Source organism: Dokdonia sp., from assembly GCF_039945015.1.
Taxonomy (GTDB): Bacteria; Bacteroidota; Bacteroidia; order Flavobacteriales; family Flavobacteriaceae; genus Dokdonia.
Genome location: NZ_JBDUXP010000012.1, coordinates 317,049 through 340,936 on the forward strand (window position 1 = coordinate 317,049; position 23,888 = coordinate 340,936).

Sequence of the window (23,888 nt, forward strand, 5' to 3'; positions counted from 1 at the left end):
ATCATTCTATCAATAATTTCTTTACGACCACATTTTGAGCATTTGTAACATGCACAAAATACAAGCCCTTAGGTAATGTATGTACATGTATCGTATGTGTGTTTTTTGATGTGTCAAGTTTTTGATACTGAATTTGTTTGCCTTGTATATCTGTAATTGATATAGATAAAAGGGGTTCTTTCCCGTTAGACGTTAATTGCACTTGATTTTTTGCGGGATTTGGATATAACGTAAGCGTATCATTAGAATCTATCTCTTCAGGTTTTTGAACTTCCTTCTCTTTAAACACAAGTTTAAAACGATTGGTTGAGATTTCTTTATTTGACCAGAAAGTATACGCTTGTTTTTTAAGATTTACGATAGTCCGTTTTTCATAATCTATGAGAAATACAGATGTTTGTTCTAGATCTACACCTTCATATTTGTCTAAAGATATTGTGTATTCTTGTTTCCCAGAAAATTCTGTTGAAAATCCTAAATCTATTTCTATAGCTGTATCAAAAGATTCACGAGCTTGTATCGCTAATTGCTCTCTATTTTCAGTAATAGAAAATAAGGAAATACTTGTCTGTAAACGTTTGCTATCATAACCTGCATCAATTTCAGGAGTTGTTTCTGGCGTAAATGTTATTCCTGTAGTACTATGTGATGCTCTATCTTTTGTAGAAAGCCCTAGCCATAGTTTATTGTCTGTTATGGCTTGACGTGGTCTAGCATTACCCGTAAGAACACGCATTACATTATTAAAAACAACATCAGATCCTACTTGCGACTGATCTGCAAACATAATAAAACCTTGACCTGAAGTCATAAATTGTCCAGGTGCTGTTCCTCCATTTACTGCAGGAATTCCCATGCCAATTGTACGTATAGAAACATCATCCATATCATAGTTGCGATTTCCAGGTCCAGGAAGACTTGTATTAGGATTAGTAATGTGCTCCCAATAGTATATTTCATTAAGAGCATCGTTTTGAGTAATGAGTTCATCAGCATCAATAGCAGACGGATAAGGATTTCCTAGCAAATTAAAATTATTTGCTGTTGTAGGTCCATTGTAATGTATAGGAGCTGTAATCACCCCATTGTTTAAAGTCCCTAATGTATACTCGTGTACATATATTGCATTATTACTAGCGTTATTGGGTTGTGGAAATAAAATATAACCTTCACTAGGATTAAGATTAGTAATAGGACTTTCTAAATAATCCCCATTATCATCTATAAAATTAATCACATTCGGAATACCTTGATATGGAATAAAGTTTTCAGGAATAATACCAAATACACGATCTGCATTTCCATAAGCACTTTGGCGTGTTTCAGCAGTCATAGGACTAGAGAGTAGTATAAAATCTCTTGGTGCTAGACGAGGTGTTCGTTTAAATATACGTATTGTACCATTGTTTATAGTAGTCGCATCATCTTGAATTTGAACAATACTTCCTGCATTTTGAGAAACAAGGTTCCCATTTACAATAATATCATTTTCAATATGTATATATCTATTTGTTTTAACAAAAACGGAACCTCCTGAATTTATGATAAGATTACATGCTGTAATATTTCCAAGATCTGTTGAATAAAAGCTATCTATAATGGCTGTGGTATTTATATCTGGTATTCCATTACTCCATACCCCATTACTAAAGGTAGTCGTCATCGGACAGGTTGTAGGAACAGTAATCTTGAGATTGTCAATAGCTATATCACTTCTAAAATCAGTTCCAGTGATCCCTATAAATCGTAATTGTATTACTTGTCCTATATACGATGAAAGATCAATAGTTTGAGTAACCCAAGGTGCATTGGGAGATGTTTGACTTGGGTTTTGACCAGATTGAGACCATAATTCTGTCCACTGTACTCCAGTATCTGTAGTTATTTCTAAAGCTAGTGATCCTGTATCAATTCCAAACATATGATAGTCAAAATGAAATGTAGGCATTACTTGAGTAGATAGATCGATACAGGAACTTGTTAAAATAGCAGTAGCATTAAAACCAATAGCATTTGGATCTGTCACTTGAGGATTTGTAGGATCAGATGCTTCTAAATATAGATAGGTGCCTCCTCCAGAAGCTGTTGTGTCATTTCCTTCAATAGGTCCAGTGCCAGGACTAGCTGTAGCACCTACATTTTCTGTCCAATTTCCATCATCATTACTATTCTGAATCCAAAACCCGATACCATTTTCAAAAGTATTCTCATAAGGAAATGAAGAAATAAGATTCGTGTCACAAGCTTGATCCATTACAATGATCTTGAAATTATCAAAAGTGAAACCTTCAAAATTAGTATTGTATCCATCTGTGCGATTGGATGCATCTGTATCAAATTTAAAGCGAAGTAAGACATTAGAAGCTCCAATAATTTCTTGATTATTGTCAGGATTTATTACAAACTCTTCCATAATCCATTTGTCAGTACCATCAACAATTAAATCTCCGTCATAAATAAAGCTTCCGTTAGTAGATTGATGTTGTATTTCTGAAGGTTTTAACCAATGACCGTTTGTATTTGGTTGCGCTGAGGATTTAGTGTATTTACCACATAACCCAATCCATTCATTCCCTCCATCTATACTTGCTTCTAGTTGTACCAAATCAAAGTTTCGTTCTAAATCCCATAAAACATTAAAATGTATAATAGCAGTATTATTAATGGATAAATCAATAGGTGTAACAAGTGTTGCATAACTTAAAAGATTATTTCCATAAGGTGGAGAAGGAGTTGTTGTAATGGCATTTGTACTTCCATTATATCCATTTGTAGTTTGAGACCAAGTACCACTAAGCGACCAATTTGTAATGCTGTCAGCATCAAGTAATACTGAAGGCTGATAATATTTAGTAATTGTAGTTTCATAGATGGTATATAGATCATTACTGACACGTATCTGAAATTCAATAACATCACCTGCTTGAATAGAAGGATCTAATGTTATAGAGGGGTTTATCGTACGTTGCTCTAATATTTCCAATCCTTGTAGTGTAATATTAGGTGTGATTACTGAGATATTAGCAGATATGGGTGTCATCTCTATTGTAATATCACTGGAAGTTTGCCCTAAGTATTCTATAGCAAAATCCATAGTTGTAGTTGTTGTTTCAACGTGTACAGGAGTTAAATCATGGAATCGCGCATATTTTCCAGCAAAGAATGACGTTAGTAAATTCATTCGTACAGCACGTTTAGCAATAGGAACAAAATCAGTTAAAGCAGGCCAGAACTCATCTCCATTTTCTGGAGAAAATGCAATGATATTTTTACCAGAGCCAGCTGTTGTATAAGTGATACCATTTGTTGCAGTATATGTAATAGGATCACCACCTAACATCCAATCATTAGTATCTCCATTTGCATTTGTTAATATATCGGGAGCAGAACCATGCATGTAACGATTAAAACGTGTAATATCATGTAACATTTTTTGATATTCATCCTCTCGCCCAGAAGGAGAAGCATTTGGATCACCATTATAAGAAGAGGTGATAATAGCATTTAATCCAGAATGATGATTAATAGCATATTTAAAATCTCTTGATTGAACAAAATCCTTTACAATTTGAGTTTCAGGTTCAGAAGCAGGACTTGTGCCTCTATAATCATCTCGTGATGTAATACTAGTAGATCCTGAACTATCAAATCCCCAGTAGTAATCAAAGTTTCTATTCAGGTCAACACCTCTACGATTATTATTAAAACTTGTTGTCCCTGTGTCAAATACACCAGGGCTTAAATTTTTACGTTGACCACCAGCACCAGTAGGAGCAATAATTTCGTTCCATTTTAAACCATCTGGATTCATTACTGGCATAAAATACATTTCTTGATGATCAATAAGATTTTGTATCGCAGGCTCAGATTCATAATTTTCTAAAAGCCACCACATATAGTAGATAATATTCATTAAACTACTAGGCTCTCTTGCATGAGTCATTCCTGTAATAAGAGACTCTGGTTCATCCTGCTCATTAGTATTAGGATTATCTGAGATACGCACATACCAGATGGTTTGTGGATCAAACTGATCTGCAGCACTTCCTGTTGTATTTCCCCAAGTTTGTTGCCCTGAAGGGGAAGCATCCATGCGAACAGAGATAAGATCAGGATATAAAGATTGCATGCGGTCAAGTTCTATAATTACTTCATCTAGAGTAAGGCAACCACCAAAAGGAATAGCAGGATCATTAAAGCCGCCTAATCTAAAGTTTTGAGAGACCCAATCTATTTCGTCGCAGGCTTCTCTTTGTATAAAACTAGGAATTGTAGTCTCTCCAGTACTTATAGAAGCTCTTGTGTTTTTACGTTCTAATGAAGCCTCTTTCATGGCACGTAACTCAGCTTCAGCTTGCGGTCTAGTCTCAATAGCTCGATTGATAAGGAATGTATTTAGATCATCAATTATTGTCGTATAGGAGATACCTATCTGTTCCAATTGTGCTATTTCATTACCACTTAGGTCTAATTCAAGACCTGTTCCCTTAAATCGAGCACCACAATGTAAATCAATTCCAGATTGCTGTATGCTCTGCAACTGTCCGTTAGTGGGTGCATTAATTAAGATTCGTTTAGCTTGTAAATTAGATTGTGCGCTTAAAGAAGTAATTGTAAATAGGGTACTACATATCCATAAGATGCTAGATATTAGGGTATCTTTTTTCATCATAAGTATATTTTGGTTAGTTAGTTGAATGGCTATTGATTATATTAAAATACGTTTTTTTAAACAGAGTACGCTTTCGCGAAAGCGTACTAAGTAAGATTTGATACATAATAACCTTATTAAAATCATCGTATATTTCTATAACTAGAAGGAATTTTTTATAGGGATTACCATATTGTGTACTACTATTTTATACCTTTAGATTGAATAAGTTATTCATTCTAAATCCTACCAATCATGTTAAAATCATACTATGTAATTGCCTTAAGTATAGGTATGTCGTTTGTTACGATTGCCCAAGAACAAATTCCTTTACGAGAAAAACATGTAGAAATTCAAGAGCATAACTATGTTCCAATTTCTAGAGCAAGCATGCAAAAGAGTCCTGCTTATACTGTGAGAGCTAGTGATTTCTTTACTGTACAAGTAAATATAGATGAGAACAATTTAAATATTGTAGGTGATGCTGCCAACGAACCTTCCATTGCTGTAGATCCAACCAATCCTGATCGTATTGTGATCGGGTGGAGACAATTTGATACGGTAGAGAACAATTTCCGTCAGGCGGGATATGGATATTCCTTAGATGGAGGAAATTCTTGGACTTTTCCTGGCGTATTAGATCCAGGTGTTTTTAGATCAGACCCTGTATTGGATTTTGATTCTGAAGGGAATCTATATTATAATAGTCTCCGTAATACATTTGAGTGTGATGTATTTGTCATACGTGATGGAGGCGTTGTATGGGAAGATCCAGTACCAGCAAATGGAGGCGATAAACAATGGATGCGTGTAGACCATAATCCAGGAGTAAATAACAATTATGCACATTGGAATCTTTCATTTACAACTTGTGATGGTGCTTTTACCAGGTCGACAGATGGAAGCGAGAGCTTTGAAACTTGTATCGATGTCCCTCAAGACCCATTCTGGGGAACACTGGCTGTAAATAAAGAAAGTACGTTATATCTAACGGGAACCAATGGTGCAGATATCGTGGTTTTTCAATCCCTAAACGCAAAAGATGCTGGAAGTACGATCGAGTGGGAGGATGTAAGTATTGTAGACCTGGATGGACAGCTCAATGCAGGACTGTCTGTAAATCCTCAGGGATTATTAGGACAGACATGGATTGATGTTGATATATCTAATGGCCCAGGCGAAGGAAATGTATATGTAGCTGCTTCTGTAGATAGAAATTCCAATAGTGATCAAGGGGATGTGATGTTTTCTAGAAGTACCGATGGTGGTATTACTTTTGAAGACCCCATCCGAATTAATACCGATGAGAGTACGACCAATATCCAATGGTTAGGAACGATGGCAGTTGCGCCTAATGGACGTATTGATATCATTTGGTTAGATACTCGTAATGCACCAGAAGGAACACTATTTTCAGAGTTGTATTACTCTTTTTCTGATGATCAAGGAACAACATGGTCTGAAAACCAAGTAATTTCAGAAGCATTTGATCCTTCGATAGGATACCCACAACAAAATAAAATGGGAGATTATTTTGATATGATCTCAGATGACGAAGGGGCTCATGTCGCATGGGCAAACACCATTAATGGTGGACAGGATGTGTATTATACACGTATTACACCAGATAGCACATTGAGTGTTGATGAGGTGATTGCAAATACAACATCAGTAACTGGATTCCCAAATCCATTTACAGCGTCGTTTACACTTGATATTACAAGAGAAGGAAAAACAGATATTGTAGTTTATGATGTACTAGGAAGAGAGGTCAATACTCTTTTTAGTCAAGTAACTACAGGAAGTCAATTTATCGTATGGAATGGAAGGACATCGCAAGGCACTCAGGTGACGGATGGGATTTATTTTATAACGGTAACCACAGGAGATCAACGAGAAGTCATACGCGTCATTAAGCAGTAGCTTATGAATGTATGCCCTTTTGGGTATCTCTTATATAAAAGCCCTATAGTATTTCTATGGGGCTTTCTCTATTGTAAAGATACTGAGTCCGCTTTCGCGAAAGCGTAAAAAACAAGAAAACCGAAGTGATCAAACCCCGGTTTTCAAGTAGTAGATGATGTTCAAGTATAATTGGAAGTTAGGTCAGTCCATCATCTATAGTATGTTAGTAAAACTCTATTTTGAGAAGTTTGAAAGGCATTCTCAAAATTGTAAGTTGAACTAATCCCGCTGAAAATCGGGATCTAAGATCTTTAGAACTCTAGAAGATTCCTCCGCCTTCTTTCTCGTCATTATCACGACGTTTTCTAGATTTTGCACGATACTTATTTCCTCCTAAACGAAGCGATAGTGATGCATTAATCGTATTGCTTTCCCAGTTAAACTGTATGTTCTGATTAAAAGGACGGGTTCCTGTACCTTGAAACTTCATCGTATTAAAGATGTCATTATAATTAAGACTTGCCGTTGCTTTTCCTTTCCAGAAGTTATAACGTGCTCCAATGTTAGTCATAAACATAGGATCTACTTCAAACTGAATATTCTCATTGGCACCACGGTATAATATAAAGGCCGAGAAGGTCAATTTTTTTGTAGCCTTAAAGTTGTTGAATACTCTAAAATTCCATACTACATTGTCTATCTCAAAATCGTTACTCGTGATATCATCTACTGTCGGGTTTTCTATGCTAGCATCTACCGTCTCTGCAAATGATTGTTGCGTTTGAGAGAAGACATCAAAACTTGCATTAAGACTCCACCAACTTGTTGCTTTATAGTTTGCAGAAACCTCAAGACCGTATGATGAAGTATCATCAAAGTTGTCTTGTGTGAAAATCAAACTGTTTAGGTTAGGATCTGTACGGTTGTACAATAATGCTTGGTTAATCAAGTCAGATACTGAGCGATAAAATACACCTGTTGTAATAGATCCTTTTTCTAAGCTACGTGTGTAATTTACTTCTAGAGAGTTTGTAAACTGTGGTACTAAAGAAGGGTTTCCAAAAGCAGAGATAAGTGGTGTGCTAAACTCACGAATTGGATTTACTTGCCCAATACCTGGACGATCTATACGACGACTGTAACTAAACTGATATTGATTTTTCTCTGAAGGATTGTAGGTAATAAAGGCAGATGGATATACTTGTGTATAGTCATTTCCAAAATTACGTAACACGCTATTCCCGTCACGAGATACTTGTACTGAAGGATCGGTATTAAAGTTTGATAAATCATCTGTTACGACACCATCTTGGAAAGTCTCTCTTGTATCTGCTGTTACATCTACAGACTCAAAACGAAGGCCAAATTGTGCCGACCACTTTTCCCATTTCTTATTTACAGAAGCATATAAAGAGTAAATATCTCTAGAGTAGTCAAAATCTGTTGTAGGGGAGGCGATAAACGTATTAGGGTCTATAGATAGGTTAAAAGGGTTAATCACAGACTGATTAGAAGTTCTTCCAATTTCAGAGCTAAATATACGTGCTTGTGCACCTGCTTCTAATTTTATCGTTTCTGATATTGGATTTTCATAATCTAAATTTATGGTTGTTCTTGTACGATCTGTATCTATAAAATCTACATAATCTTGAGCAACGTTATCTCCGTCAAAAAGGAAGTTTCCATTTTCATCACCGTTAAAAATATTATGATCTATTTCTAACTCAATAGAACTTCCTTCTTTAGCAAGGTCTAATTTATAATCAATGTTATATTGAGATGATGTATTGTCATTACGATTGTCAAAAATCTGTGTCACATCATTTGCAGCGTTTGGAAAAGTAACATCAGTTGTTCCCGTTACAAAACCATTAAATGTGTTTTGATTTGTAAATACAGATAATGTGTTTTTTTCGTTGATGTAATAATCTAATCCTACTTTAAAGAGGTTAGAATTACTATCGTCAAAGAAATCAAAGTTTTGAGTAATACCATCATTAGGACGGTTTACAAAACCAAAGTTTGTATTTTTATTATAGTTACCGCCCCAACTTCCGAAGAGATTAAATTTTCCGTTACGATAGTTAAGGTCAATTCCTGTATTCCACTTTGGGTTGTCTTGGTAGGTGATACCTGTATTGATATTGGCATTAAATCCTAGATTGGCATTCTTGTGTAGGATGATATTAATCAGCCCACTCATTCCTTCTGGATTGTACTTAGCCGATGGGTTTGTGATAAGCTCTATCTGCTTGATAGATGTAGATGGAATCTGCTTTAATAATTGGTCTACTGGGACATTAGATAATTTTCCGTCTACCATCACACGTACGTTCTGGTTTCCTCTTAATGATAAGGCTCCAGATTGTTGATCTACTGTCACCGATGGTAAGTTATTCATGATATCCCCTGCAGTAGGCCCTGAGGTTGTTAGGTCTTTTCCTATAGTGATGACTTTACGATCTATTTTTTGTTGTATTGTCGTACGCTCTGCAACAACAGTTACTTCATCAAGTCCTGTGGCTTCTTCTTCAAGTTGGATAACACCTAGATTAATAGATCTGTTTTTTCTACTTACAGTAATAGGAACATCGTATGTTTTATATCCTATAAATTGGATAGATACGTTGTTTTCTCCTTCAGGAATTCCTTTGATTTCAAATTGACCATCGTCATCTGTAATTCCTCCAGTGATGATCTCACCTGCTGTATTATGTACAGATACTGTAACAAAAGGAAGTGGTTCTTGTAATTCTTTATCTAGTACCTGCCCTTTAATGGTACCGATTTTATCTACTGGGTCATTTGTATTGGCGTAGCTTATACTGCCCAATAATAGCAAAAATGCTAGAAATAGTTGTTTCATTGTCTGATTGAGTTTTGATTGATGAATGTTTGTATGTTATACATAATACTTTGTATAACATACTATAATGACGCATTATATCGCAATTATGTATACAAGACGCCTAGTGTATCCTAAATGTTACTAAGAATTTTGACTTTAACATTTAATTGTATTTTTTTTAAGACTTGAAAGAAATCTAGTACATATCTCAATTTTTAAGTAACTATATGTCCTATAGATTTATAACAAAATAGAAGGGTATCATCTTTTTAAAATGACCCCTTCTTCTCAACTATTAACTAACCATTCAAGTAATCAAACAGGCAATATTCAATATGGAATTATCTGCTTTTTTTGATCTGCTTTATCAATAAGTTGTAATATGGGAGTGAAATTACTTTGGTTATATGCTATTTCTATTACTTGAGTAAAACAGGGGGGGGCTTTGATTTTTTTACGTTTAGAAGTACAAGGAACTTTAGTAGAATTATTTGTAGTAACTACAATAAACGTTGTAGTGCGTGATTTTTTATTAATACATTTAATAATATCTGTTGCATTTAGATTAGGAAGATCTGCTTCGATAATGACGAGTTTTGGATTATATTTTAAAATATATCGCAAAGCTTCAAAACCGTCATTTGTGCTATTATATAAAGTATGTGTATCTGTAAAATGCGACGTTAGCGATTCAACAAAATTTTGATTGCTGTGAGCAATGTACATACGATTTGTATCACTCATATAAAAATAGTTAATTTATCTTCTGTTAATAAGGAAGCCTTAAATAAATGCTTTCTTATTAAACCTCTCTATGAAAAAATAAGAATACATAACCCTTAATCGTATACTTATATCTTCATCGCTAAATTATGACCTAAATAATATGTAACAAATAAGCAGTAACACGTATTTATTACGTAGTAGCACGTATATAAAAAAACATATAACTAGTTGTTGTGTGATATGTATTTAAAAATGAAGGATAAATGAATTTAAGCAGAAGCGAGAAATACTATTTCTATAATTCGAGAATGGTGCTTTTATTTGTAAGTGCCCAATTGGTAAGTTGATTAGTTTCTCCTTCTAACCCTAACTTTCTTATAATATTACTTCGATGCTTTTCTACCGTACGGGCAGATATAAATAGATTCTCAGCAATATCAATAGTAGCCATTCGTTGCGCAATTAATTTTAAAATTGTAGACTCAGATGGGGTTAATAACTGTAATTTTTTTATTTCTTTAGAAGCATTGTTTAAAATGTTATCTTCAAAAGACTTGCTGAAATAGTATTTTCCAGAAAGAACAGCTTCTATGCATCGTTCGATTTCAAAAAATGGATCTTCTTTTAGTAAATATCCTTGAATTTGTAATGCTTTTGCTTGTGTTACATAGTCTGCTTCTTTGTGGAAGGATAACATAATAAAATGTGTATGAACCCCTTTGTCCTTTGCCATTTTCACAACTTCAAAGCCACTTAATAAGGGCATATCTATATCTAATAATGCTATATCTGGTTGTAATGTCAAAATGGCTTCAAGAGCTTGCATACCATTTGCGGCTGAGCTTATTACATTATAATTACTGTCTTCAAGTTGATCATGAAGTCCTTTAAGTAGCATTGGGTGATCATCTGCTATAACGATACTCACATCTTTATTCATCTTATGTAGAGGTATGTAGGATTACTGTGGTTCCTTTTCCAAGGACACTATTGATTTCTATCTTCGAATTTATAATTTTTGCACGTTCTAAAAGTGTTTTCATTCCTAAACTTTTACCGCTGTTATATTTTTCTTCAAAATTAAACCCTTTTCCGTTGTCTTTAATGACAGTTTTAATGCTTTGGTCTTCTTTAATGACTGAAACATATACAGATTTAGTATCTGCATGTTTGACAATATTATTGAGAAGTTCTTGAATAATGCGATAGAGATGGAGACTGGCTTCTTTTGTAAAGTAGTCATCCACTTTATCAATTTCTGTTGTAAAGAAAATAGACGTATTTGCATCTACTTGATTGACTAATGATTGTAGTGAAGTACTAATCCCTAATTTCTCTATGATGGCTGGATGTAGTCCTTTTAAAGCATTGCGTAATTCTTCCAGTGTCTCTTTTGCAAGTATATCCATACTTGGGTCATTAGCTGTTCTTGTTTTCTGCGAAAGCAACATCAGTTTTTGTCCCACGCTATCATGTAATTCACGTGCAATACGTGTACGTTGTTTTTCTTGGCTTTTAATAAGATTTTGTGCGTATGCTTCCTGTAATTGCTCTTTGTTTTTAGCGTATAGTTGCATTTTTCTATAATAGATATACCCAAAAATAAGTATAGATACTAAGATCCCAATTGCTAATAACCAGTAAATTCTAGTAGAACGACGCTTTAAATCTAATTCTAAACTTTTCTTCTCTACTTTATTTATTAATTGTTCTTGTTGCAGTGTATTTTGAGCATTTTGTAATCCAATCTCCCGAATTAAATTATAATCCTTTAATAAATGCTCTTCCTCACTTCTTTTTAAACTGTCTTTAAGTTTATGATACGTGATACCTAGAAGATTTGCGCGCTCAAAATCACGTGTTGCTTGCGCAAATTGTTGTTTAGTTTTAAGCAACAACAATTTTGATTTAAAATATTCATTTGGACTATCACGATAATTTGAAAGATTAGTTAAGTGTCCTTCTATCTCTTGAAGTATTTTTTTTGCATGTAGGAAATTTTCTTGAATGATTTCAACCTCCGCATATTGTAGTCCAGCCCTTAACCAGCGCTCTCGCCATAAATATCCTCTTTTATTCTGCGTATAATGCTCATAGTTTTCTTTAAAAAGAGCACTCGCCTCTGCATATCTTTTTTGAGCCATATATACTAAAGCGATATTATCATTTATACTCCAATTTAAGGTAAGAGAACTATCAAAAACTCGACCTGGATGCTTATCACGTTTTTTTAAAAAGATGAGCGCTGAGTCATATTTCTTAAGATTTAAATAATAGTGGTATCCTAAATTATTATAACTACTAATACTCTGAAAATAATCTTTATTTTTTTCATTTTCTTTATTAATCATTTTATATGCCCAAGTAACACTATCATACTTCTTAAGTTCAGCATAATTAAAAGCTAAATCATTATAATAATTTTGAATTGGAATATATTCAGGAGCTGTCTTTGAAAGCTCAATTCCCTTTTTTGCCAGTTTGATAGATTCATCATACAGATGCAATGTATACATGGCAAAAGAATAATCATCATAAAATCTAAGCTTTAAACTATCTTCAACTTCTTTTAATAATTGTAAGCCTTTGTAATATCCAATAAAAATGTCTTCTGATTCATTACTTCCAATACCGTTTAGCTCTCTGGCACCTACAATAATATCGTTATAAAAAGATGTATTAACATTTTCTTTTTTATCAGATAATGTGGATTGTGTATATCCCACTTCAAATTGCAAAAGTGTAAAAGATAAAATGATAAAAGATATAATACTAAATTTCATATTTTTTTGAAAAAAAATAAAGTAAAAGTACATATTCAAATTTTCAATACACAACAGTATTCAAAATATACTTAATGATCCTATGTCTTTATATACATTATATTGGTATAGAGATAATTGCTGTTGTTCCTTTTTCAACAGTACTATTGATCTCTATCTTTGAATTTATGATTTTTGAGCGTTCTATGAGTATTTTCATTCCTAAACTTTCAGCACTTTCATATTTCTCTGTAAAATTAAAGCCCTTCCCATTGTCTTTGATGACGGTTACGATGGCTTGATCTTCTTTGGTAATAGAAATATTTACAGACTTAGTTTCAGAGTGTTTTACAATATTACTTAATAGTTCTTGTACGATACGATATAGATGAAGCGTCACATCTTTATTTAGGTATGGATCTACTTTTTCTATTTCAGATGTGAAAAAGATATACGTTTTAGTGTCCACTTCATTAATAAGTGATTGTATAGCCACACTAAACCCTAATTTTTCTAGGGTAGAAGGATGTAACCCTTTTAGAACGTTACGAAGTTCTTGTAATGTATTTCCAGTAAGTGTATTGATGTCTGAATCTCCAATAATCTTTGCTTTTTGTGAAAGTAACATCAACTTTTGACCTACACTATCATGTAACTCGCGTGCTAAGCGGATACGTTCTGTTTCTTGTCCGTTAATTAATTCCTGCGTGAAGATAGCTTTTAAGACCTGTTTTTTCTTTGCATATTTTTGTGACCGGATTAGCCATAAAATAAAGAATAGTGATAGAATACTAATACCTCCAAATAAAAACCACTGATTTTTTATATTGTTTTTTACTCCTAATAATGTGATTTCTGCCTGTTGCTTTTGAATTTGAGCATCTCTTTTTTCAGTTTCATATAATGTTTGGTAGTAGGATAAGCTATTTATCTTTTGTATATTATTTATAGAATCTTGAATTTTTGAAAAGGCTTTATGATGATAGAGCGCTTTTGAATCATCTTTTAATATGGAATGTAGGTTAACTAGAAATTCATGAGCGCCTATAAGGTTTATAACATTTTTAGACTGTTCTTGACTCTCAAGATATGCTGTTCCATAAATCAGAGCATTCTGATAATTACCTTTCGCTAAATAATACTCTGATAATGCACTAGTATGCATATTTTTAAATACTCCTTGGGTGTTGCGTTTAGGATTGCTTTGTAATTCTTCAAGAATTTTAAGTGCAAGTTCTAAACTATCTGTTTTTGAATACGATTGTAAAAGACTATTAAGTAAACGTGGTTCGTATAAATCAATATACTCTGACTGTCGTGTATAACGTAATGCTTTTTTTAAATGGATAATTCGTCTTTTATAATTACCCGTAAATCCATCATCAATAGAAGCATTATATAAGGCAGAAAGTAGTGCTGGATAATATGTTGCTTTTTCAGCTTTACGAATGACTTCTTCACGCTCTTCTCTAGCTTCTTTGAAAAAACCATTTTGACTATATAAGTTAGCTCTAGAATTTTGTGTAAGCATCTCTCGAACAGTATCATTAATTGAAGTATAGATATTTTCAGCTTCATCAAGAAGTTGTGCTGCTTTGACAAAATTACCTATATCAGCATTTGCGTCTGCTCTATATTCTTTGGCAGCACCTAAGATTACTTGATTATTAGCTGAACGAGCATAACTTTCTGCCAATTTGTATAGGCGAATAGCTTTTTCTGTTTTGCCAATATAATAGTAACTATCTGCTCCATTAAGGTGTAATTCTGCTAAAATATTAGCATTAAGTGTCGTGTCAGAACGTTGTTTAAAAGATTCAAAAAGCGAAGTTGCTTCTTTAGGTTTGCCTAAACGATTACTCAAGTAAAAAATAAGAGAGGCAGTATTCTTATCTGCAATATCTCTAGCTTTATGATTTAATGCATAAGAAATAGTTTCCCGAACAATAGAATCATATGCAAAATCTTTTCGATATAATATCATATTAGAAAGGCTATCTAATAGATGTAGTTTCTCAAGGTCTTCTGCCTGAGCAATTTTATTTTTTAATGAAGTAACTGTTGCTTGTAATGTGTCATTTTGTGCATACACAAAACAACTGAAATATAAACTGCAAATGATGAGGAGGCATTTCATAAAGCATACAGATATTTGTAATAAAGATATTCTTTTTTAAGAGATATTGTATATAAAAAAGAGCTATCATTTTGATAGCTCTTTTTTATGATAATTACACTTTCATTATCGGATAATTAATTTCTTAATTACATTTCTATCAATAGATTGAATCTGTATAAAATAGATTCCTTTTGCTAGAATACTGGTGTCAATTACTTGAGCATTGTTAAAGTTTTCTAGATCTATTATTTTAATTAATCGTCCATTTATATCCGTAATAGTCAGTTGCTCTAATTGTCTATCACCTTGATACGCTAAGGTTACAAAATCAGAAGCTGGATTAGGATATAATTTTATATCGCTTTCGCGAAAGCTAACTTCGTCTGTATCCAGTGCATCACGCTCTTGGAATACTACCGTAAATCGTTCTGACTGAATTCCACTTGTCGCTGTAAAAGAATAACTGTTTTCTTTTAAGTTTGTGATCGTATTTTCTAAATGATCAATTAAGAATACAGGTACATTTTCAATATTAATTCCTTCAAAATGGTCTATACTAATAGTGTAATTCTCTTCTGTTTCTACAGAAGTAGCAAACCCTAGCGTAAGTTCTATAGCAGCATCAAAAGTTTCTCTACCTTGAATAGCAAGTTGTTCTCCTGTTTCCAGTGTTGTAAATAATGAGATAAACGTCCCTAGTCTTGGACTATCATATCCAGGATCATATCCAGGGGTTGCATTAGGCGTAAACCCAATACCTGTTTGAGAAGTAGCTTCTTCATAAGCATTAGTGGTTAAATTTAACCATAATCTGTCTATAGTAGTACTTTCTGTATTTCTAAAATCATTATTATTTCCAGCGACACGGATACTATTTGTAAATACCACTGGTGTGTTTGCTCCAGCTTGGGTTTGGTTAGCTTTGATCCCAAATCCTTGTCCGGAAGCCATAAAGGGACTTGGTGCTGAACCTCCATTAACAGCGGCCAGTCCCAATAAGGCATTACGGATAGAAATATCATTCATAGAGAAATTACTCGTTCCAAATCCTGGCAATTCAGCCGTAGGATTGGTCAAGTGATCCCAATAGTATACTTCATTTACCGCATCATTAGCATTGATGAATGCTTCTACATCAATAGCCGAAGCATAAGGATTTCCTAGTAGGTTATAATTATTTGTAGTTTCTGGCCCATTGTAATGAATAGGCACAGAAATTGTTCCTGAGTTTAATGTTCCTGGATTAGATGCATCTTGTGTGTAGGTTAGGGTATAAGCACCATCTCCTACATTGGGCTCTGGTTGGGGGAACACCAGTTGTCCAATTCCTGCACTTGGAAGTGTAGCGCTTCCTGTTACAGGAGCAAAATAATCATTATTATCATCGAGGAAATTCTCAGCTCCATTAAATTCAGGGAACACATCAAGATCAATATCAAAAGGCACAAAGTTGCTTGGTATGATACTAAATACAGCTCTAGAATTTCCATAGACTCTATCTCTATTTTCTGCAGTTACAGGACTACTCATCGCTACATAGTTACGATCGTCTATAGTAGGAGTTGTTTTAGCAATAGAAATTGATCCGTTATTAATAGTCACAGCACTTTCATCTGTTTGTACAATACTACCTTCATGAGCTACATCAAGAGTTCCATCTATGGTAAGATTTCCAGTAGTTTGTAAATACTGGTCACTAGTTACGGTAACTATAACGTCTGCATTAATAGTACAAGAACAGGCTACAATATTTTCCCCTACAATAGAAGTGTCATAATTACTATCAATGATTGCATTCATTGATCCGTCAGGTGTTCCGTTATCCCATCCAGACCCAGTATAAGTTGTTAGAGGAAGTCCCGCACATAATGGTATGATAGGCATTGTACAATCTGGGGTATAATCAAAAATTTGTGTGCCAGCTTGATTCGTACAATCAGAGTCAACAAATGTGAACCCTACTAATGGATCATAAGGACCGCAGGCTGTAATAAATTGATCATCAAAAGGATTTGTATCATCAAAACAAAGATCAGGAAGCTCTGCACTAGCACCTGTAAGATATTTCATTTTAAGGTGTACTAATACCGTTGGTGTGTTTGCAGGAATATTGGTTCCTATCATTCCACCACTTCCATTTTGTTGCCATAAATATGACACTTTGGAAGTTGTAGCATCATTTACAGTAAATGAGTTATAATGAGATCCAAGAGGAACTTCAGTTTCACCTACAAGAACGGTTGTTTGTCCTCCTAAGATAGACGTAGTTGGACGTTCATAGGTAATCCCACTAGCACCATTAATGAGTGTTCCAAAAGCAACGGTATTATAGTCTATAAAAAACTGACCAGATCCTTGTGAATATGCAACATCACTAGTAATCATGATATCTACTTCGTAGAAGTCATCAGCACCATCGTTAGTGATTTGTGGATTAGCAAAAGATAGCTCAATGTTTTGAGCATTGATAGTAATACATCCTAGAAGTATAGCTATCCATAGTGTAATCTGTTTCATTATTTATAATTTAATTAAAGTAGGTTCTAAAATTGTTATATACATTTTGTATTAAAAGGGCTTCTATATAATGCTATTTTTACAGCTATTTTCTTGTTTTAAACTGAGAGCAAGGTATTATATGAGCGTTGAGATTAAAATACGGGACAGTACGTAATATATACGTAGTACTACGTATGATGAATATTGATAGATATATTTCAAAGAAGCATACCTATCAATATCTTCATTAAAATTGATGATTAATACTGTTGGATACGCCCTGAATTTAGTAGGATGAAAAATGCAATATCAGCATTGAGGATGTTACCATCCATGTCGATATCTGCTCCATTGTAAATATTGATTGCTCCAGCGATTCCAATGACATTTGTGATATCAGTATTCAATACATTTCCATCACCAGTAGCATCTCCTGCGTAGGCGGCAAAAATACCATTACCCATATCTCTTAAAGCCAATGCTTCTCCAGTAGCTGCTGTTATGCTTGTACTAAGATCAACGAGTGTACCTGTCGAAATAGCGATAGGAGTAGCGGTTAATACACCTAAGTGATTACGGTGTTTTACCGCTATATAATAATCACCTGGAGCATTGGTAAAGCTTAATGCTGAAGTTCCGTCTGTAGCGACAATATCTCCATCTCGTTGTAGTAAAGCTGATTGCGCATTGATCACTGATGTAAGATCTGTTGCGTCACGCAATTCTACCCATACCCAGTCTACAATAGCATCATTTCCTGTCGTATTAAATACGGTGATATCTGTGGTAGCACTATCTGTATAAGGAGTTTCTGTAGGAATAAGACCTTCAACACGCAAATCATCACGCATTAAACTTCCTTCTCCTGCATTAGGGTTTGTAAAAGCGCCTTGTAAATATACTTTTGGATTTAATGTAATATTTTCACCTATAGTAATCGTTGCAGTACATTCGCTTTCGTTTCCATTAGTGTCTTTAAACGTAATGGTTACTTCATGATCTCCAATATCGTCAGAAGTAAAGCTTAAAGAAGCCTCACCATCGATTAGAATTTCAGTTATCTCTGTATTGTCTGTAGCACCACCGTCTAATTGATCTCCAGTAACTGTAATGATTTCTGAACCTTCAATGTTTATTGTAATATCTTGGCATACAGCAGTTGGTGCTTCATCATCATATTTCCAACCGAAATCATTTCCAGTTCCAAGAGTATAAGATAGCGTTCCTGTTTTTATAGTTCCAAACTGCGATGTTTCAATCATTGACCCTTCTGGATAACCATTAAATGTTCCAACAATAGGATCTACGCCATCATTATCAATAATCACAAGTTCAAAGCCAGGTCCAACAAGATTTGATAAAATATTGAAAGATGCATCTAATTCAGCATTGTCTAATGTTACGGTTCCTGTAACATTTATCCTTGAATAATCATCTAATTCTATTCCAAAGAGTTGCGCATTAAATTTTGCACCATTTTCTATTCTTAGATCATTTTGAAATGTTAAACTACCAAATGTGAATGGCAATATTTCTCCATTTGTAGAAATCGTTGTAGGGCTTCCTGTAAATGTTCCATAACCACCAAATATTTTAATGAAATCTGGACCAACATCATTACCTACTATAGTTTGATCTAATACGGTAACTACATTAGACTCATCTAATAGATTAAACTCATCTAAGGCCTCTATAACAAATCTATCTTCAACTAATAAAGTACCAAAGGTAAAATTATCACCTATAAAGGTTTGTCCACCAGTAAACTTTGTAGTTGTACCTGATATTCCGTTATAGGTAATTCCTCCAAATAAAACGGTATCTCCATTAAAAATGATAGTACCACCGCTTTGTGTTATGGTTCCTGTACCTGAATTAGAAAATGAAAATCCTACAAAGTTACCTACTCCTACTCCTATTTTTGTAAAATCAGTTTCACTTGTCATGTTTATTGTTGGTGCTGTAATAGTAAATTCATCTACCGTAATATCTCCTAATTCAATATCATCAACATCGGTAATAGATAAACTCTGTAAAAGAGTTTCTGAAGTTAAAAGATTAATATCATTTGTAGCATTTAATAATTCTACAGTAGGATTATTACCATTAGCTGTAATTATTAATTCATCGGTTGTGATTGTTACATCTGCTAACTGAGTAATGGATGTTGCCGATAGGTTTATATCTGAATCTCCTGCTGTTGTAGTAGTACCAGAAACTGTTATAGCACCTGGTGATGCGATGATATTATTTATACCATTTGTTGCTGTGGTCCTAAAACCTATACTTAAATCTGAACCAGTAGTAAAATTAGAAACCAAAGCAGCCTCTATATCTACTAGACCGCCAAAGAAATGGTCACTTTCATCTCCGCTACCATTATCTATATTTACGGTACCTAAAGTTCTCATACTTACCTGACCAGAAATATTTAGTCTTTTTCCATCAGAATCGTCTACGTTATTAAATTCTATCAGATTTAAATTACTTGCAGTAATCTCACCAAAAAGAATATTAGAGGTATCCGTTCCGCTTAACCATATAGTACCTCCAACAGTTAAAGCTGCATTTTGTGTATAGTTATCAATATTATCGGCTATGAAAAAATTATCTGAACCACTTAATGTTAACGCATTATTTATCGTTATGCTATCAACACCACCTTCTGATAAAAACTGAAACCCGTTAGTAATAGAAGCTAATGGTACAGAGACTGATGTTTCTGTAACAGGTGTTACCGCACCAACTATTTTTACTGGTGCAATTAAATCAGATATGATTAATGTAGTGCCATCATTAGACAATGTAATATTATCATTAGACAGACCTCCATTGATATCATTAATAGTAAGCGTTCCTGCTGTAAGGTTAACTTCAGTATCTAGCAAGGGTATTAACACTACATCATTACCATCACCTCCCTCATAGCTTATCATACCTACAAAATCGCCAAATAGAACTTCCCTACCTTCAGGGAGGTCATTAAATGTACCAACTACAGCATCATCAGTACCATCATTATCTATAATAATTAGCTCGTCATCTGGTCCTATAACGTAACCTCCAGTAGGTGCTAAATTGGCATCGTCTAAAGTAAGGGTTCCGTTTACTGCTAGTTTATCAAATTCAGAAACTCCTGTTCCTTCGATAAATGGCGCAAAAGTTGCTCCTGTATTTATAGTCAGGTCATCAAAGCTATATTCTAAACCAGTGGTTCCTCCTCCTGGAGTAATTTTAGCGCCACCTGATATGTTTGTAAGGGCTCCTTGTACATAAGGAACACCAGTAAGTGACGTTGTATTTAATGAAAAATTAGCACCGTTAAAAAGATTAATATCTATATCTCCAGCGTCTATTGCTCCTGTAGCATTTAAGGTACCAAAAGTAAAAACTCTGTTAGGACCTCCTGCGGGAAAGTCTGTTGTTACACTATTAATATTTGTAATGGTTCCTGGCAGACCAATATAGGTCATTTGAGATAGAAAATCGTTTGTGTCTCCGTTAAAATTGATGGTACCTGCATTATGGTTAATACTGGCCGTACCTGTACCGTTAATCACATCAATATTTGCATTAAAGTTACTTACACCAGATCCTCGCTTTCTGATATTAGTAACACCTGGCTCAAAGTCTAATTGAGGTGCCGTAATGTTGAACTCATTAACATCTATAGTCCCTAACACCATATTGGTTGTATTTGTATAAGACAATGATCCTAAATCCACAGCAGCGGAGCCGAGATCCTCGAAAAAATTTATGGTTTCTAATGACTGAATATTATTATTATTATTATCTATACTTACTGCGGTATTTTCAGTTCCTTTAAAGATTAAATTAGGTGCTTCAATACCACCTCCTGTTTGCGTAATATTTTCTACACCAACAACATTTAGGGTTGCATTACTTCCTAAGATAGTAACATCTCCATTAAAAGTAATATCGCCTCCAGATACTAATAAAGTGTGCAATACACCAACACCTTGGTCTGTGGCATTTATGTCTCCAAAAGTAGTATCTGCTCCTGCAGAGAAAATTAATTCACCAGATGTTAAATTTACTTCACCAACAAAAGTGTGCGATGCTCCGTAATTTTCTATATTAATACCATCTGCTGCTTGCAATTGCGTGTCTCCTGATATCGTTAATGGCGAACCTAATTCATCAAGGATTCTGTCTACACCATCTATGTTTAAATTATTTGCCGTGATTTCACCTAGGGTTAAGTCGAAACCAAATAGGGTTAAGCCGAAACCAACACCATTAATTGTTAAATCACCTTCAATGTTAATGCTGCCAGTTTGTACATAGCCTCTTAGGCCGTTGAGAGTTATATCGTTATCAACTCCTGTTAGTGTTAAATCATTGGCAAAAGTGATGATATTGAATCCAGTGTTCATTCCATTACCCGAATTAAACACTATACCATTAGTAATACTAGCCAATGGCACTGTAACTGTAGTAAGATCAACGAGTGTTGGTCCGCCACTAACAGATGGATCTATTAAGTCGCTGATAGTTAAAGTGGTGCCGTCACTAGAAAACGTTATTTGATCGCTAGATTCATTTAGAACATCGGTAATTATTAGTTCTCCATTATCTAGTACTACTGTTGTTTCTATTGGAGCCGGAAGTACCTCAACAATAAAAAAACAGTTCCCTGTATTTCCAAATGCATCTGTAGCAGAAAAATAGTTTATGGTTGTACCTACTGGGAATTCACTTCCAGAAACTAAACCTGATGATTGTCTAATATTTGCTTCAGATTTCTCTAAGATATAATGTCTTGCGGTATTATTATTTACATCATTCCATCTACCACCACCGTTCATGATTGTATAATCTTCACCTGCACCTGGACCTGAATTATTAGGCTCTAAGGTTGCCCAATTTTCGTAGGTAGATCCTCCATTAGGATTGTGCCATACAAAAGTATCTTCTTCTACAACATCATTATATCCAATTAGTATGTCTTCGTTTGTAAGACCTTGATTATTTACTGCACCCCTAAGCCACTCATTATGTTCTGCATCTATAACAGTAGTTACATGCCCTCCTTGAAGTTCTGCATTTGCAAAAGCCTCACTTGGCACTAAAGGAGTGTGTGATACGTAATAACTTCTACCATCGTGGGTCCCTATAAAATCGAAGCCATCGGCCCATTCAAAAGTACAATCATCATAAGTGATATCTGCATAGTTTACGATGGCAGTACCAGTTGCATAATCTGCAGTTACTGTCATATCACCTGGACAGGTTAATACGGGATCATTACCATCAGTAATAAAAACAGTAGACTCGCAAACACCTGTATTTCCATTTTGATCTGTAACTATTAACCTTACAGAATTATAACCTACATCATTACAATCAAAAAAGTTTTCACTAAGTGAGTACGTAGCAATGCCTGAATCGGCATCAGTTGAATTATTGTTTATAGCAGTTGCGTTAAGATTCTGCAGCGTATTATTGGCATCTAAAGCACGTGTTATATCTTTACACATAGCATTAGGCGCTACATTATCTTCATAATGCACACGTGTGCGCAGATCCCAGCTTCCAGTTCCTGTAGTTGACCAATCACGGATAAAGTTTCCTTCTGGATACATATTACCTAATTGAACATCTACTCCTACCGTGTATTGCGTGTCGTTTAACGTAAAAACTACAGCATATTCTTCTCCTGCAGTTACTTGTGGTAGACTTGAAAAAGGAAAATAATCTTCTTCATCAGAACCTTCTATAGTATGAAAATTTATATCTTGTGTTTGAGAGGCCATTAAAACTCTACTAGAACTGAATGGATTTCGCCATAACTCTGCAGTCATTGACACACCACCAATATTTCCGCCACGAACATTGTCGGTAACCAATGTAGTACCTCTTATAGGACCCGTACAGGTCGCAATAAAGGTTTGCCCTGCATTATCGGGTCTATTATCATTTGGGATATCAATATCATACCAATTGGAATCTCCCCATTGGATAAAATCGTTGTTTGCATCACATTGTGCATTCACGTAGGTTGTGATGATCAACATAAGAATAGTTGCTATTAGGGGTATTAGGGGCCTATTTTTTTTCATTTCTGAAGTTTTTTAAATTAGGTGCAAGGTATTAGGTGTCTACTATGTTTGAAATACGGGACAGTACGTAATATATACGTAGTAGTACGTAGTGGCGTGTAGAGTGGACTACGGAGGTGTAAAAAGTTATCTATTTTATAGACAGTGTTTTATAAAGTATTATGTAAATATATTTATGTAATTTAAAAAAGGGTTAGGGTGGGAGTGCGCTTTAACGTTCTGCTCTCCCTGCAGTCGTGAACCTGCCGGAAGGCAGGCAGGTCTCACAGGTTCGATTTAACGTTTCACTCTCCCT

Annotated in this window: 9 protein-coding genes; 1 reads left to right on the plus strand and 8 read right to left on the minus strand. The window is 34.5% G+C overall.

Annotated elements, in window-relative coordinates:
* Position 1: 1 nt before the first annotated feature.
* Positions 2 to 4,672: a M14 family zinc carboxypeptidase gene (locus tag ABJD27_RS10420; protein WP_348162581.1), complete on the minus strand. Its 4,671-nt coding sequence runs from the start codon at positions 4,670 to 4,672 to the stop codon at positions 2 to 4.
* 234 nt (positions 4,673 to 4,906) lie between these two features.
* Here ABJD27_RS10420 and ABJD27_RS10425 point away from each other — a divergent pair, with 234 nt between their 5' ends.
* Entirely contained in the window at positions 4,907 to 6,574 is a 1,668-nt protein-coding gene (locus ABJD27_RS10425) for a T9SS type A sorting domain-containing protein (protein WP_348162579.1), read from the plus strand.
* Between the two features lie 301 nt (positions 6,575 to 6,875).
* Here ABJD27_RS10425 and ABJD27_RS10430 read toward each other — a convergent pair whose 3' ends face one another.
* From ABJD27_RS10430 to ABJD27_RS10460, 7 genes are all read right to left on the minus strand, one after another.
* Positions 6,876 to 9,422: a TonB-dependent receptor gene (locus ABJD27_RS10430; protein WP_348162577.1), complete on the minus strand. Its 2,547-nt coding sequence runs from the start codon at positions 9,420 to 9,422 to the stop codon at positions 6,876 to 6,878.
* 312 nt (positions 9,423 to 9,734) lie between these two features.
* Positions 9,735 to 10,148 (minus strand): response regulator, encoded by a 414-nt coding sequence (locus ABJD27_RS10435; protein ID WP_348162575.1) that lies wholly within the window; start codon positions 10,146 to 10,148, stop codon positions 9,735 to 9,737.
* 277 nt (positions 10,149 to 10,425) lie between these two features.
* Complete coding sequence (locus ABJD27_RS10440; RefSeq protein ID WP_348162573.1) at positions 10,426 to 11,070, minus strand: response regulator transcription factor; 645 nt, start codon at positions 11,068 to 11,070, stop codon at positions 10,426 to 10,428.
* A gap of 1 nt (position 11,071) precedes the next feature.
* On the minus strand, positions 11,072 to 12,913 hold the full coding sequence (locus tag ABJD27_RS10445; RefSeq protein ID WP_348162572.1) for a sensor histidine kinase: 1,842 nt from the start codon (positions 12,911 to 12,913) through the stop codon (positions 11,072 to 11,074).
* 97 nt (positions 12,914 to 13,010) lie between these two features.
* The gene (locus tag ABJD27_RS10450) at positions 13,011 to 15,029 is read right to left on the minus strand and encodes a sensor histidine kinase (RefSeq protein ID WP_348162570.1); all 2,019 of its coding nucleotides are present in this window, start codon (positions 15,027 to 15,029) and stop codon (positions 13,011 to 13,013) included.
* Positions 15,030 to 15,134: 105 nt separating this feature from the next.
* Positions 15,135 to 17,528 carry a T9SS type A sorting domain-containing protein gene (locus ABJD27_RS10455; protein WP_348162568.1) on the minus strand — a complete coding sequence of 798 codons (2,394 nt, stop codon included), beginning with the start codon at positions 17,526 to 17,528 and terminating at the stop codon, positions 15,135 to 15,137.
* A 242-nt stretch (positions 17,529 to 17,770) separates the two neighbouring features.
* The gene (locus ABJD27_RS10460) at positions 17,771 to 23,593 is read right to left on the minus strand and encodes a hypothetical protein (protein WP_348162567.1); all 5,823 of its coding nucleotides are present in this window, start codon (positions 23,591 to 23,593) and stop codon (positions 17,771 to 17,773) included.
* Positions 23,594 to 23,888: the final 295 nt, after the last annotated feature.

Bases quoted from the DNA above. Each gene is read 5' to 3' on its own strand.
- ABJD27_RS10420 (WP_348162581.1), bottom strand. From the start codon at position 4,672: ATGATGAAAAAAGATACCCTAATATCTAGCATCTTATGGATATGTAGT.
- ABJD27_RS10450 (WP_348162570.1), bottom strand. From the start codon at position 15,029: ATGAAATGCCTCCTCATCATTTGCAGTTTATATTTCAGTTGTTTTGTG.
- ABJD27_RS10435 (WP_348162575.1), bottom strand. From the start codon at position 10,148: ATGAGTGATACAAATCGTATGTACATTGCTCACAGCAATCAAAATTTT.
- ABJD27_RS10430 (WP_348162577.1), bottom strand. From the start codon at position 9,422: ATGAAACAACTATTTCTAGCATTTTTGCTATTATTGGGCAGTATAAGC.
- ABJD27_RS10440 (WP_348162573.1), bottom strand. From the start codon at position 11,070: ATGAATAAAGATGTGAGTATCGTTATAGCAGATGATCACCCAATGCTA.
- ABJD27_RS10455 (WP_348162568.1), bottom strand. From the start codon at position 17,528: ATGAAACAGATTACACTATGGATAGCTATACTTCTAGGATGTATTACT.
- ABJD27_RS10445 (WP_348162572.1), bottom strand. From the start codon at position 12,913: ATGAAATTTAGTATTATATCTTTTATCATTTTATCTTTTACACTTTTG.
- ABJD27_RS10425 (WP_348162579.1), top strand. From the start codon at position 4,907: ATGTTAAAATCATACTATGTAATTGCCTTAAGTATAGGTATGTCGTTT.
- ABJD27_RS10460 (WP_348162567.1), bottom strand. From the start codon at position 23,593: ATGAAAAAAAATAGGCCCCTAATACCCCTAATAGCAACTATTCTTATG.